This window comes from Myroides profundi, from assembly GCF_000833025.1.
GTDB classification, from domain to species: domain Bacteria; phylum Bacteroidota; class Bacteroidia; order Flavobacteriales; family Flavobacteriaceae; genus Flavobacterium; species Flavobacterium profundi_A.
Genome location: NZ_CP010817.1, coordinates 3,826,759 through 3,841,197, shown reverse-complemented (window position 1 = coordinate 3,841,197; position 14,439 = coordinate 3,826,759). Strand labels below are relative to the sequence as shown.

The window sequence follows — 14,439 nt, the reverse complement described above, 5'->3', positions numbered from 1 at the left end:
TAAGCGAGTGTAAATAGGAAGGAAATCTGAGTGTTTTGTAAGTAATTAATAAGGATGTTTTTTTTAAAATTGCCCCTATTGAATGTAATTGTACTTCACCCATTTTAGGTAAATAAATAAAGCGAGAGCCTTATTAGAAGACTCTCGCTTTGCTTTTGGGGTATTATATGATATTTAGATTCTAGAATGAATAGTTTAGGCTTAAGCTAAAGTTTCTTCCAAGTTTATATGATCTTACTAAGACATCTTGAGTCTTGTTTTGTTGTTCTCTTTCGATTTTTGGGTCTAATAAGTTTTTAGCATTTAAACCAATACCGAATCTTTTATTGAACTTCATTTTGAAAGTAAAATCTAACATACCAAATGCTTTGTCTACTAGGTTACCACTTTGCTCTGTTCCGATAGAGTATAGCTTATCAGAGAAATGAGCATAAGATACAGTAGCCATTAAGTTTTTCTCACCCCATTCTTTGATATAAGATAAGTCAGCATTTAATAAGAAATCTGATGCACCTGTGAAGTCTGAATTGTCATGAGTAAATGAGGTAGTGATATATTTATTCTCTCTATTTACTTTTTCATTATCTAATTTTTGGTACGTCTTCATTATAGAAGCGTTTAATCCTCCTGTAAGTTTATTTGTATTTACATCATCGAAGCTGATTAAGTTTTTGCGCACTTCTATTTCTAGTCCTGCAGCGTATCCATAGTCACCTGTATTCGCATACGTGATATCATTAGAAGAAGAAGCAGAAACAATCTCGTTGATTGGGTTTTTAATATATTTACCAAATACAGAAGCAGAGAATACTTCATCATTAGTAGGGAAGAATTCCCACTTAAGATCTACATTATAATCATCAGATGCATATAAGTCTGGGTTACCTACTTTAATCTCAGTTACATCCTCATAGATAAATCTAGCTCTTTCTTTAAATTGAGGTAAAGTATATGTTTTAGATGCAGCAAAACGAAGGTTGTTTCTATCATCAACAGCATACTTTAAAGACAAGCTTGGTAAGAATGCATTTTTATCTAATGTATTAGAGCTTTTATCAGCGTCTAATTGTGTTTGCCAAGTTACTTTTTGAGTGATTGTCTCAAATCTAGCTCCGATAGTACCTGATAATCTATCTGATAATTTGTATTCTACATTTGCAAAACCTGCATGTACTGTCATATCTCCGTCATACGTTTGAGGTAATAATGCATTAGGTGTATTCGCACCTCCTCTGAACGTATATGTTTGGAAGTATCCGTTATTGAAGTTTTGTTGATTAAAGAAGTTGTCTAGTGCGTACGGATTTATATTGTTGTTATAATCAGCATTGATCTGAAACACGTATTGTGTAGCCTTAAACTCTCTGTTCTTTTGACGCAAGTTATATCCTACTGTTAACTTTCCGTTGTATAGATTCTCACTGTTTTTACCGAATTTATATGATGCAGCGATATTTGCACCTACTTCGTTTTCGATTAGATCCTCGAAGTATCTGTTATTATCAGATCTAGAGTTAGTCGAGAATTCGTAGTTATCCTCTCCTTTAACTTTGTTTAAAGTGTACATCTGTCTGTCAGGAGTCTGAGCAGAAATGTTATTAAGAGCTAACCCCCAGTTTAGGTCTATTTGATCATTTAGTTTATGATCTCCTAATAATTGGTTTACGAATAGACGATCTTGTCTGTAGTTTTGTCTTGATAGAAGTGTATTTTCATAATAGTCTTTTCTATCTGTAATATCTCTGATAAAACCAGTGTATTCATCTAGTTTTTCTTGAGTACCATTGATTAAAAGAGAATTGTATTTGATACTATTTCTAGAGTTGATATTATACTCAGCATTTAACATCGCAGTAGTATTCGTATTATACTCATAAGACTTCATGTATAAATCTTTTGTAAAACTGTTTTGAGCTTGAGCAGTACGATTAATTCCTTCTTTGAATTTGTAATTATTGTCAAATGATACAGTAGCAAAGATGTTTAATGAAGACTCTGCTCCGAAGTAGAATGATTTACCACCATTCAGTCCTAAACTCATTCCATAAGGAGATTTGTTTTTTGTCTGTGCAGAGTTTTTAAAACTAAAACTTTGAAGCGCATTGCTAGGTTGCTTTGTATTAGAGAATCCTAAAAAGTTTCTGTCTGATAGAGATCTAAATTTATCCTCTCCTACAGCATTAGAATTAATGTTTGACCCTAAGCTAATGTTGAAGAATCCCTCTCCACTGTGTTTTTTAGAGATAATATCTATATTTCCTCCTGCGAAGTCTCCAGAGTTTCTTGCACTGTATGCTTTATCTATTGAGATGTATTCTACGATATCAGTAGAGAATAAGTTTAAGTCAATATTCTTTTTCTCTGGATCATTTGAAGCTAGAGGCAATCCATTTAGCGAAGTACTGTTATATCTATCTCCTAATCCACGTACAAATATTGTTCCTGTACCTTCTTGCTTGGCTACACCTGTTGTCTTAGCTACTGCAGAAGCCACATCGCTTACCCCTTTACGAGATAATTCTTGTGAACCTATATGTTGTTTGATCTCACTAGATCTCTGTTGTTCTATAAGTAGAGCCGATTCTCTAGATTTAGAGCGTGTAGCTTCTACTACTACTCCTTCTAGTTCTACATGTTCAGAGGCTAATGTTATATTTATTGTTTTTGATTCTTTTTTTGCAACTGTGATTGATTTTTCTTGAGTTACATACCCCATATATTGAAACTGTAATATATAAGTACCTGCTTCTACCGAGATACTATAACTACCATCTAATTCTGTGTTTACTCCTTCAGAAGTATTTTTAATTGCCACGGTAGCATAGGCTAGTGGTTCATGCGTAGAGTCATCTGTTATTTTTCCTTTAATTTCGGCCTTTTGTCCATAAAAAGTGGCTGATACCATTAAGGTTAAGATCACTAAGAAATTTTTCATATAAATAAGTGTGTTGTATTATTGGTGCAAAGAACCTAGATGAATGTATAGTGAAGGTTAATCAAAGTTTAATTTTTTGCGTATATTAGGTTATCAAATTGTTAACATATTAAATTATTGTAAAGTCTATATTTAGTAATGTATTATGCTCTATATTTGGCCTACTAAAACACACAACACAAGTATGAAAAATTCTGAAATTAAGATCCTTTTAGCTGATGATGAGCAAGATATTATCGATATCATTGGATATAATTTAGAGCAAGAGGGGTATCAAGTATTTACTGCAACAAACGGTAAGCTAGCAGTTGAGTCTGCAACTCAAAACAAACCACACCTTATTATATTAGATGTAATGATGCCTGAGATGGACGGTATAGAAGCATGTGAGTTGATTAGAAAAAACAGTGGTCTATCTAATAGCGTAATCACCTTTTTAACAGCACGTGGGGAAGATTATTCACAGGTAGCAGGTTTTGAAGCAGGGGCGGATGATTATATCACAAAACCTGTCAAACCAAAGGTGTTAATGAGTAAGGTAAAGGCATTACTTAGACGTGCACGCTTCAGTGATGATACTTCTACTAATACTATAGAGGTAGGAGATATTAGAATCGATAGAGATGAGTACAGAGTATTTGTTCGCAAAGAAGAAATTGTATTCCCTAGAAAAGAATTTGAACTACTTTATTTATTAATGGCTAAGCCAGGTAAAGTGTTTACTCGTGACGAGATCTTAGATGCAGTATGGGGAAATGAAGTGGTAGTAGGCGGAAGAACTATCGATGTACATATCCGAAAACTAAGAGAAAAAATCGGAGATAGTTACTTTAAGACAATAAAAGGAGTAGGGTATAAATTTGACCACGCAGAATAGTTAATGGCTACAAAGTTTAAAAACTCTTATAAGTTTGCAATAAAGTCTTCATCTTCTATTACCTTGATAAGCTTTATTGTAACCTTTCCTATAGGTGTATTTTATCTAAACATCCCAGTTTGGATAGTGTTAGGATATCTTTTAATCTTATTTACGATGTCCTTTTTTATTCTTCAGTATCGCGTAGAACACTTTATCTACAGAAGAATAAAAAAAATATATGACAATGTCTCTCTGTTAGAACATGCTGAGCTGAGAAGTAAAGCCGTGACGACTGATATGCAGACCTTGACAGAAGAAATTCAGAAATTTGCTAAAAACAAGAAGATTGAGATTGAGTCTCTTCAAGTGAGAGAAGAGTATAGAAGAGAGTTCTTAGGGAATATATCTCATGAACTAAAGACTCCTCTATTCACAATACAGAGTTATTTAGAGACTTTACAGGATGGTGCGATTAATGATCTTAAGGTCAGAGATCGTTATATAGAGCGCGCCGCTCAGAGTGTAGATCGTCTTATCTATATCGTTAATGACTTAGATATGATTACTAAGCTTGAGTCTGGTGATCTACATCTTAATATCGTGACTTTTGATATTGTAGAGACGATTCGACATGCCTTTGACTTTTTAGATTATAAAGCCAAGAAAAGAAATATATCTCTAATCTTCGATCTGAATTATAACAAACCTATTTATGTAGTAGGGGATAAAGAACGCATAGGACAAGTCATCACTAACCTAATAGATAACTCTATTAAATATGGTAAAGACAAAGGAACTACAGAAGTAACTATCGAAGACCTAGTGAAAAACAAATTGATTATCCGTGTTACGGACAATGGTCTTGGTATTAAGAAAGAGAATGTCTCTCGTCTATTCGAGCGTTTTTATCGCATTGATAAGAGTGGAGCTAGAGCAGTGGGTGGTTCTGGATTAGGATTGTCTATCGTGAAGCATATCGTAGAGGCGCATGAAGAGCATATTTACGTAGAGAGTAGTTTCGGTTATGGATCGGAGTTCTCTTTCACTTTAGAGAAAGCTTTAGTAGACCCTACTGATAATTAATTATTATCCAATAAGGTATCTATTTGTTGCGTATAAAATTAAAATAGTATAGTTTCACTATAATTACTTAATTTTGCGCAAATTTATAATGAAGTATATCACGTGGGAAGTAAAAATAAACTAAAGCGATTCAGAGAGAACGAAACTTTTGATATTGTATATCAGCCGACTAGAGAAGACATGATAGGAGAGTTACCACAAAAAGGTAATTGGAATAAAGATGTTTTTAAGAATGATAATCCTATTGTATTAGAACTAGGATGTGGAAAAGGAGAATATACAGTAGAGCTAGCGAAGCGTTTTCCTGAGAAAAACTTTATTGGTATTGATATTAAAGGTGCTCGTTTTTGGCGTGGGGCTAAGACAGCTGTAGAGTCAGGAATGACTAATGTAGCTTTCTTACGTACACAAATCGAATTAATAGAGCATGCTTTTGCAGCAGGTGAAGTGAGTGAAATCTGGATTACTTTCCCAGACCCTCAGATTAAGTATAAACGTACTAAACACCGTCTAACGAATAGTGAATTCCTTAAGCGTTATAAGAATATCTTATCAGAGGATGGTATTATGAACTTAAAGACGGACAGCGAGTTCATGCATGGATATACATTAGGGCTTCTACATGGAGAAGGGCACGAAGTTATTTATGCTAATCACCACATTTATAAAAATGAAGGTGCACCTGCGGTAGTAACAGAAATTCAAACTTTTTACGAATCACAGTATTTAGAACAAAATAAACCTATAACTTACATTCAATTTAGAATTAAGTAAGATGGGAGTAGAAGTTGTCACACTTTTATTTTTCGGTTTTTTAGCAGCTACCTTGGGAGTTTCTCTTCCAGGGCTGCTTAATATGACAGCTGTCAAGATTGCTAAGGAAGAAGGAGGGCGCAATGCTTTTTCGTACGTCTTAGGAGCTTCAACAGTTATTTTTATTCAGACATTTATCGCCATATTCTTTTCTAAGCTTATTGATTCTAGCCCGAGTATTACAGAGGCATTACACGAAATCGGTCTAGTTATTTTTGCGATATTGACGATTTACTTCTTCTTTTTTGCAAAGAAAAAAGAGATGAAGAAAAAGAATAATCCTAAGAAGAGTAAGTCGCCTTTTGTATACGGGCTTTTCTTAGCTTCGATCAATGTATTCTTAATTCCCTACTACGTTTTTTTAAGTATCACTTTAGCTACCTATGACTATCATATCTTTGATTTGATATGTACTATATTCTTCTCATTAGGGGTAGTGATAGGGTCAGCGATGATGTTTTATCTCTATATCTCCTTTTTTAAGAAACCCTCTAGAGAAGATGCTTTTATCCTGCGCAATATTAATTACGTAATTGGGACTATTACGGGGATTATCTGCTTGATCACGATATATAAGTTATTGAAGTAATGGACAAGCAGGCTAATTTCTTTGAACGAGTTTTCTCTGTTGCGAGACAGATACCAGTAGGTAGAGTGACCACTTACGGTGCTATAGCTAGAGCTATCGGTGCAGCGCGTTCTGCTCGTATGGTAGGTTATGCGATGAATGCATCTCATGATGATGATACAGTACCTGCACATCGTGTAGTCAATCGAAATGGATTATTGACAGGTAAATTTCATTTTGATGGAACGAATCTAATGCAACAATTATTAGAGAATGAAGGTGTGGAGGTAGTAGATAATAAAGTGGTCAATTTTAAAGAACTCCTTTGGGAACCTACTGTGTACGAAGGAGAATAAATAACCTTATAAATCACTTATTTTCTCTAGTAGTGTATTTTAATCCAATTATTTAGATATTATTAGTTCATATTTTGAATTAGTTTGTTTGCTTCTTATTTTCACAGAAAGAGGTCTATTTTTCTCTTATAGACATCTGTTATTTCCTTTTTAAGAGCTTTAGAAGACTCTTTATTCACTATTTTTTTATGTATTTAGGCTATTGAAGCCTTTTTTTGTGTCTTTTTTTTAAAAACAGGCATAGTTTTTCTGCATTCATATTGAGATTTTAATAGTTTAAACTAGTGATTTTTAATTGTTTGTGGTTATTTTTGTTTTTATAGATTAAAAACCAGAATAGCCTTTAATCCTATATATAGCGTACTTTTGAGTGAACTCCTTCAAGACTTCTTCAACATTTCCCCAAGATTGCTCTAGTAGAGGGCTTATTTCTTGAAGAAGTATTGAAGATGTGTTGGTGCAGTGTTGAAGGGGGTAGAAAAAACGAATGATTAGTTAGTTGTTACTTATCAGTATAGGCTTTGTTTTTCTGATATCATTATATTTACTAAAAAATATCTGAATGAAAGAAGAGAAAGTATATTATTATGGTTCTAGTATGGGGAGAAGCCTTGTGATCATAGGTGCTATAGGTTTAATATTCGGATTAGTGCTGTGTTATTTTATACTTAGAGATGTGGAGGTGAGTATCGCGTTATTTATATCATTCTGGCAGATGACTTTATTGTTATCACTATTCATAGGGGTAGGGATAATCTGGATAACCTCAGGCATTATCTTGTTAAGAAAATCAGCAAATAGACAAGTTCTATTAAGACTTACACCCAATGAGATTATTAATTATGAGAGAGGGATTACACTCAAGTGGAGTGATATAGAAGAAGTGATATACATTGGCTTTCGCAACAAGCATGGGATAGGGGTTAAGATGAAGAATAAAGATCTTGTGTTTAATCAATTGCCTTTGTACAGTAGTGTATTTAATCGAATATTTGGATTGAGTTTATTTGATGCTCTCTCTGGAGAATATATTGAAGGTGATGGTAGAGCTATACATCAGGAGATCAAAGAATATCATGAAGAGGTGAGATAGGAGTGGACTGTAAGTAGAAGCTAATATGGTTGTAAAAAGTCATGACTCAATTTTCAGGTTCTTACATCTTACATTATCTTTATAAGAAAAAAGATTAATATTATGGGGTATACTAAAAATTTTAAAGATTTAATAGCAATAAATAAAGACGAACTTTATATTGGAAAAGGTAACCCTATGGGGAAAATATTGTTTATAGGTAAAGAAGCTGCAATTGATGTTGAAAGTAGTAGAGAGGAATATAGTAGTGAAATAAAAGGGAATTATTTGAACTGGGTAAATAATATTGATAATAATTTATCTCAAGAAGAGGTTCAGAATTGGTTTGAAGATAATACATCGTTTAATCCACTTTATCCATATAAAGGGCAAAAAAACACAGTCTATTCTATAGATGCAACTGGTAAAGTTAAAGGAGAAGGAGGTGCAAGTAAAACTTGGTTTAATTATCAAAAGTTATATGATAAGATTTATAATAAAGGAGTTAAAAGTGAGTATATTAACTTCTTAGAGAACTCTTTTATTACAGAATTAAGTGAAGCTTCTGGAAAAAAAAGTGCTAATGTAGATAGTAAGGAAAGAATAGCTAGTTTAGAAAAAAGAAAAGTATTCTTATCAAATACTTTTTATTTAGATTTTCCTATTATTATAGTGGCTGCTGGTCATTACGTTAGAGATTTTGATATAGATATTGAGAAAATATTTAATGTGAAATTTGATACTGAATGCAGTACTATTGATGTAACAAAAACAAATTATATAAATGTGCATTATGATAGTCTAAAAGACCCTAAAAGGGTTGTGATTCATACAAATCAATTAAGTATTGGAATAACAGATGAATTATTAGAAGAAATAGCTTTGAAAGTTAAACAGTTTAAATAATAACAAAACTCCACCTAATAAGTGGAGTTTTGTTATTTATAATAACCTCTTTTTGATAGTATTTATGGTCAAAAAGGTGGGGTATTAAGAAAATGTCTAGTAGACATTTTTAGTGATGTCCATTGTGTGACACGCATGATAATGCGTCTGTACTTTGACGTAGTCAGGAGGCGTGTGGGCTAAATGCGTTTGTGGCTTAGTGGATATGTTAGTGTGATTCCTCCTATCGTCGGAATGACAAGATACTGGATATTATGCCCTAGGTGTAATTCCTAACTCCAAATACCTAATTAATTTAATACAGTGGGAAGTTAAGACTGAAGACTGTTCTGTCTTCTCGTCTGTGATACGTTAGGTACCCATTGTGCATCTCTACGATATTCTTAGATAGAGGTAGTCCAATACCTGCACCTTCTTCACGGGTGGTGTAGAAAGGAATAAATATTTTTTCTTTAATCTCAGGGATGATTCCTAGTCCACTGTCTTCTATATCTATGTAGATACGATTGTTCTTTTCGTATAAGTTGATATGGATTTCTTTTACCTCTTGTTTGGCAGTGGCGTGTATCGCATTAGTCAATAAGTTGATAAATACTTGCTCCATCTGTTTAATGTCCCACTCTAGATTGATCTGCAGATTTAAGTTTGTTTGTACTTGGATACCGTTATTTTTGAATAGAGGCATCAGAGTCTCTATACTCATCTGTATGATGCGATTAACAGGGACTAACTGCTTTTTAGGAGAAGTCAGCATGGTTAACTTCCTATAGTTGTCTATGAATTGCTGTAAGTGATTAGTACGGTTAACAATCGTATTGATACTTACTTTGATATCATCCATATCTTCTTCTGACAACTCTTCCTCTTCTAGTATCTCCTGTGTATTATGAGCAAGTGAGTGAATAGGTGTAAGAGAGTTCATGATCTCATGAGAGATAATCTTCATTAGATTCTCCCAAGTGTCTTTCTCTTTTTTCTCTAATACTTTCTGGATAGAATCTAATAATACGATGAAGTACTCTTGATTTTGACTTATTGTATTAGAAGTTTGGAGCATAAAGGTTTGTTTCTCCTCATGCTCTATTTTGATATCGATAGACTCTTTAGATTCTTTAAAGTTTAGCTGTTGTAGATGATGGGTTAGTGTAGGGAGTAGCCGTTCTAGGTTTGTCCAAGACTTAATCTTCGGTATGTCGAATAGGGAAGAGAAGTAATCATTGATAAGGAATACTTCCCACTTATCACTCTTCTTCTCTAGGATTAGAATACCTGTTTCTATATTGTTTAAAATATTTAGATAGACCAGCTCGCGTATTTCGTTTTGTTGTTGTTGTGTTTGTAGTTTATGGTAGAGCTTCTGTAAGTTGTTTAGTGTCTCATTAGGTTGCTCTTTTGTTGTCTTAAGTGAATAGTCATCATACATCATCGCTAGTACGATACGGTCTATGGCTGTGTAATATTTCTTCTGAAAAAAGAAAAATTCAATGAATAAAGCGACTATCAGTATACATACCAAGACAAAGGAATACACAAGATCCTTAGTGAATAAGAACATGCCTAACAATCCTAATAGAAGGATGACTATAATGCGCAAGAAGGCTTTAAAGTGAAATGACTGCATAGGATTAAACTTAGTTTTTGATATTGTACTTTTCTAGTCTTCTATATAACGCGGCTCTAGATAACCCTAGTTCTTCAGCCGTCTGAGAGATATTGCCATCGTACTTCTCTAGTGCTTTAAGGATAGAGATACGCTCCATATCTTGTAAGGTATTCTCTTCTGTAGAGGTATCGTTAATCATAGTTGGTGAAATACCGAAATCATGAAGGTTTAGTTCATCCTCTTCTGTTAGGATTAATGCACGCTCTACACGGTTTTGCATTTCGCGTATATTCCCTTTCCAGTCGTAGTAAGTTAAGGCTTGCTGAGTAGATTCGCTAATACTCGGTACAGTACGATCATATTTATGTGCATACTCTTCCACAAAGAATTGTAGTAGAGGTAAGATATCTTCTAGGCGATCTCTTAATGGCGGTAGCTGTAGTGTCACGGTGTTGATACGGTAATACAAGTCTTCTCTGAATGACTTCTCATTGACCTCTTGTTCTATATTAGCATTCGTAGCTGTGATGATGCGGATGTCTACAGGACGAGCTTTAGACTCACCTAGTCGAATCACGCTTTTAGATTGGATGACTTGAAGAAGTTTGGCTTGTAAGTGAAGAGGTACATTGCCGATTTCGTCTAAGAATATAGTACCACCATTGGCAGCTTCGAAGCGACCTTCCGTATCTTGCTTAGCATCTGTAAAAGCTCCTTTAGCATAACCAAATAGCTCACTCTCAAAAAGATTTTCGTTTAAAGACCCCAAGTCTACATGGATGAATGGTTGCTCTTTTCGAGGAGAATTGTCATGTATATGTTTTGCTAATACATATTTACCTGTACCATTCTCTCCTAATATTAGTGCATTAACATCTGTTTTAGCTACACGACTAGCCATCGTATATACTTTCTGAATGCTAGGAGCCTGACCTATAAATACGTTATCTTCTTTTTGTGGTTTGTCTACTAGTGTTTCTTTTTTGCGCAGTTGTTTGACTACTCCTTTTACGGTTTCTATAAGTGCTTCGTTATTCCATGGTTTTAGGATATAATCTACTGCTCCGAGTTTGATACCTTCTACAGCAGTCTCTACATTACCATAAGAAGTCATCAGTATGATCTGTGTATTCGGTGCAATATTTTTAATCTCTTTAAACCAAAATATCCCTTCTTTACCATCTTCAAAGCCTACTCGATAATTCATGTCTAGAATAATCACATCTACTTCTTGTTGAGAAAGTATTTCTGCTATTTTTTTTGGGTTATTATTCGTCAATATGGTTTCAAAGTGTCTTTTTAGCAACATTTTTGCTGCGATAAGAACTTCAGAATTGTCGTCTAATACAAGAATTGTAGCGTTAGTTTTTCTCATAGTGTAAAGGTTTATTTCAAAAGCGAACGTTTTAGTGTCCGAAACTGAACAGTTTATTTTTTGATCAAATATTAAGTTGTTGATTTGTAATGAATAATGTGCTTATTAATGATTGGCACATTATTGTTATTATATCTATAAAACAATTAATAATGGATCGTACTATTCCTCGTAAAAATAGAAAAAAAGTTAAGATAATACTTGCTTCAGTTGGTATTATCGCTTTGCTATTGATCAGTTATATCACTTTTTTTCAGCATATCGCTTTAAACGTTTCTAAGAAAGAGATACGTATTCGTCCCGTAGAAGAGAACTCTTTCGAAGAGTATATTTCTTTTCAGTCTCAGGTAGAACCATTGCATTCTTTGTTAGTCAATATCACAGAAGGAGGAGCGGTGATGGAGAGATTAGTAGAGAATGGAAGTATGGTAGTACAGGGACAACCTTTAGTAAGACTGTATAACCCGAGTTCTGAGTTTAACTTTATGTCTCAAGAAGCTTCTCTGATCGATCAAATGAATAATTTGAATGTGAATAAGATGAATATTCGTAATCAAGAGTTAAATTTAACGAAAGATTTGATAAGCATCGAGTACGATTATAAGAATGCAGAGCTACAGTATGATCTAAATAAAAAATTATATGATCAGGAGATATTGTCAGAGAGTGATTGGAACAAAACAAGAGAGGCGCTAACGTATCAAAAAAAGCGTAAAGCATTGATGGAAGAGAGTATCCAAAAAGAGAAACAAAGCAATGTGCTACAAGTAAAACAGATAGATCAATCGATAGCTGTCATCAATAGAAGCTTGGAGCAGCTAAGAGAGAATAAACAGAATTTCTTATTAAAAGCGCCTGTATCAGGGAGGCTGTCATCGTTCGAGGCTATATTAGGAAAGACGTATAACGGAGGAGAGAGTATTGGTAAGATAGATGTGATGGAAGGGTATAAGCTAGTCGCACAGGTGGATGAGTTCTATCTCGATAAAATAATGCTTAAGCAGAGAGGACAGATCGATATGAAAGGGCAGATCACAAATGTAGAAGTGATAAAAGTGTTGCCTGAGGTGAAGAGCGGTAGATTCGAAGTACACCTGGCTTTCGATACAGAAAAGGAATTAAAACTACAGGAAGGGACAACCTTCGGAGTGAAGTTATTCTTGTCAGGAAAAGAGAAAGCGCTGTTATTACCTAAAGGTAATTTCTTTCAAGACACAAAAGGAGAATGGGTATATGTAGTAAAAAACAATAAGGCTACAAGAAGGAATGTAGAGATAGGACGCGAGAACCCTGCTTACTATGAAGTGATATCGGGCTTAGAAGTAGGGGAGGAAGTGATCGTATCGAGTTATAAAGATTATTTAAGAGTAGAACATTTAAACATAGAAGAATAATTATGGTAATAACTATTAATCAAATGTCTCGTGTATTTCAGACAGAAGAAATAGAGACAACAGCTTTAAATCAGGTTTCTTTAAATGTGAAAAAAGGAGAGTTTATCTCTGTTATGGGACCTTCAGGATGTGGAAAGTCAACGCTGTTAAATATCATCGGACTATTAGATAATGCGAGTAGTGGAAGCTACCTGTTATTAGACAAGGAGATGGTGGGATTAACAGAAGGTCAGCGAGCACAGATTAGAAAAGAAAACATCGGATTTATATTCCAAAACTTTAATCTAATCGATGAGTTGACAGTGTATGATAATATAGAACTTCCTCTAATCTATAATAAAGTGCCTAGCAGTGAGCGCAAGAAGAGGGTAATGGAAATAGCAGAGCGCTTAAATATAGTACATAGATTAAAACATTATCCACAACAGCTATCAGGAGGACAACAACAACGTGTGGCTGTAGGGCGTGCCTTGGTAACGAACCCTAAGATTATCCTAGCCGATGAGCCTACAGGTAACTTAGATAGTAAGAATGGTAACGAAGTAATGGAATTATTAACAGAACTGCACCAACAAGGAGCTACAATCATCATGGTGACTCACTCGAATCACGATGCTTCGTACTCAGAACGCACGATTTTAATGAAAGATGGAATGATCTTATCAGAGAAAATGAATACTAAAATCGTAGATGTTTTTGCAGAATAAAAACACAGAATTATGATACGTTTTTTATTAACACTTGTAGCTGCGTTATTGTCCTTCATTATGTATGGACAAGGTAAGCAAACGGTTACTATAGCAGGTGGAGTACAGAGTATAGAAGTATCTTCTATAGTGATAGTTAATGTTGATGCAACTAGGGATTCTAATACAGTAGAAATAGTCACTGATACGGAGAGCCCAGAAGAGTTAGTGCAAATCAGACAGGTAGGAACTAAATTGTCTATTGAATCCAAGTCTCCAAACAGAAGGTATAAAAGTATAGGAAAGATTACAGTGAATGTTTCTCAGAAGTCAGTACTTACTTATTACGCTAGTGCTATGGCTAGAATAGTGGTGTCTGGGAGAGTATCTGGTGATAGCGCTAAGATCTCTATTGATGGGGCTGGATCTGTAAATGCTAATTTCTCTGTGAATACAATCAGTATTAATGTAGACTCAGCCTCTAAGTATGTTGGTAATGTAACAGCGAAGACAATGAAGGCTAATGTAGACTCGGCAGGTCGTGTGGAAGTGACAGGAGATGTCGAATCCCTCGTAGTCAATGTGGATAGTGCAGCGACATTCGCAGGAAAAGGCTTAAAAGCAAAAATGGTAAAAGCTGAGGTAGATTCTATGGGGAAGGCAGAAGTGTATCCTACAGAAAGTCTAAATGCTTATGCAGACTCTATGGGTAAAGTGGTGTACTATAATACACCAAAAGAATTAAAGAAATATACAGATTCTATGGGATCAGTTAAGGCAGGTAATTAG

13 protein-coding genes are annotated in these 14,439 nt (G+C 34.4%); 10 read left to right on the top strand and 3 right to left on the bottom strand.

From position 1 onward, the window contains the following. Positions 1–181: 181 nt before the first annotated feature. A complete protein-coding gene (locus MPR_RS17000; protein ID WP_041894659.1) occupies positions 182–2,935 on the bottom strand; it encodes a TonB-dependent receptor in 2,754 nt (917 codons plus the stop codon). Between the two features lie 184 nt (positions 2,936–3,119). On the opposite strand from MPR_RS17000, the gene MPR_RS16995 reads away from it, so the two are divergent. The 7 genes from MPR_RS16995 (at position 3,120) to MPR_RS16965 (ending at position 8,592) form a co-directional block, all read left to right on the top strand. Further along, positions 3,120–3,812 carry a response regulator transcription factor gene (locus tag MPR_RS16995; protein ID WP_041894657.1) on the top strand — a complete coding sequence of 231 codons (693 nt, stop codon included), beginning with the start codon at positions 3,120–3,122 and terminating at the stop codon, positions 3,810–3,812. Between the two features lie 3 nt (positions 3,813–3,815). After that, positions 3,816–4,877: a sensor histidine kinase gene (locus MPR_RS16990; RefSeq protein WP_041894655.1), complete on the top strand. Its 1,062-nt coding sequence runs from the start codon at positions 3,816–3,818 to the stop codon at positions 4,875–4,877. Between the two features lie 102 nt (positions 4,878–4,979). After that, positions 4,980–5,651, top strand: coding sequence for a tRNA (guanosine(46)-N7)-methyltransferase TrmB (gene trmB, locus MPR_RS16985; RefSeq protein ID WP_041894652.1), 672 nt, complete (start codon positions 4,980–4,982; stop codon positions 5,649–5,651). 1 nt (position 5,652) lies between these two features. Continuing rightward, positions 5,653–6,279: a hypothetical protein gene (locus tag MPR_RS16980; protein WP_006259807.1), complete on the top strand. Its 627-nt coding sequence runs from the start codon at positions 5,653–5,655 to the stop codon at positions 6,277–6,279. Then, a complete protein-coding gene (locus tag MPR_RS16975) occupies positions 6,279–6,614 on the top strand; it encodes an MGMT family protein (RefSeq protein WP_041894649.1) in 336 nt (111 codons plus the stop codon). The genes MPR_RS16980 and MPR_RS16975 overlap by 1 nt, the downstream gene beginning before the upstream one ends. A 562-nt stretch (positions 6,615–7,176) precedes the next feature. Beyond that, positions 7,177–7,707 carry a hypothetical protein gene (locus MPR_RS16970; RefSeq protein WP_041894645.1) on the top strand — a complete coding sequence of 177 codons (531 nt, stop codon included), beginning with the start codon at positions 7,177–7,179 and terminating at the stop codon, positions 7,705–7,707. 102 nt (positions 7,708–7,809) lie between these two features. Then, entirely contained in the window at positions 7,810–8,592 is a 783-nt protein-coding gene (locus MPR_RS16965; protein ID WP_041894644.1) for a hypothetical protein, read from the top strand. A 295-nt stretch (positions 8,593–8,887) separates the two neighbouring features. Here the strand turns inward: MPR_RS16965 and MPR_RS16960 are convergent, their stop codons facing one another. Both MPR_RS16960 and MPR_RS16955 read right to left on the bottom strand, forming a co-directional pair. Next, positions 8,888–10,213, bottom strand: a complete 1,326-nt coding sequence (locus MPR_RS16960; protein WP_041894641.1) for a sensor histidine kinase — start codon at positions 10,211–10,213, stop codon at positions 8,888–8,890. 10 nt (positions 10,214–10,223) lie between these two features. Next, positions 10,224–11,570: a sigma-54-dependent transcriptional regulator gene (locus MPR_RS16955; RefSeq protein WP_006259802.1), complete on the bottom strand. Its 1,347-nt coding sequence runs from the start codon at positions 11,568–11,570 to the stop codon at positions 10,224–10,226. A 152-nt stretch (positions 11,571–11,722) separates the two neighbouring features. Here MPR_RS16955 and MPR_RS16950 point away from each other — a divergent pair, with 152 nt between their 5' ends. The 3 genes from MPR_RS16950 to MPR_RS16940 are packed head-to-tail and all read left to right on the top strand — an operon-like array spanning position 11,723 to position 14,439. Further along, positions 11,723–12,964, top strand: a complete 1,242-nt coding sequence (locus MPR_RS16950) for an efflux RND transporter periplasmic adaptor subunit (protein ID WP_158438880.1) — start codon at positions 11,723–11,725, stop codon at positions 12,962–12,964. 23 nt (positions 12,965–12,987) lie between these two features. After that, positions 12,988–13,671 (top strand): ABC transporter ATP-binding protein, encoded by a 684-nt coding sequence (locus MPR_RS16945; RefSeq protein WP_006259800.1) that lies wholly within the window; start codon positions 12,988–12,990, stop codon positions 13,669–13,671. A gap of 12 nt (positions 13,672–13,683) precedes the next feature. Further along, a complete protein-coding gene (locus MPR_RS16940; protein ID WP_041894636.1) occupies positions 13,684–14,439 on the top strand; it encodes a GIN domain-containing protein in 756 nt (251 codons plus the stop codon).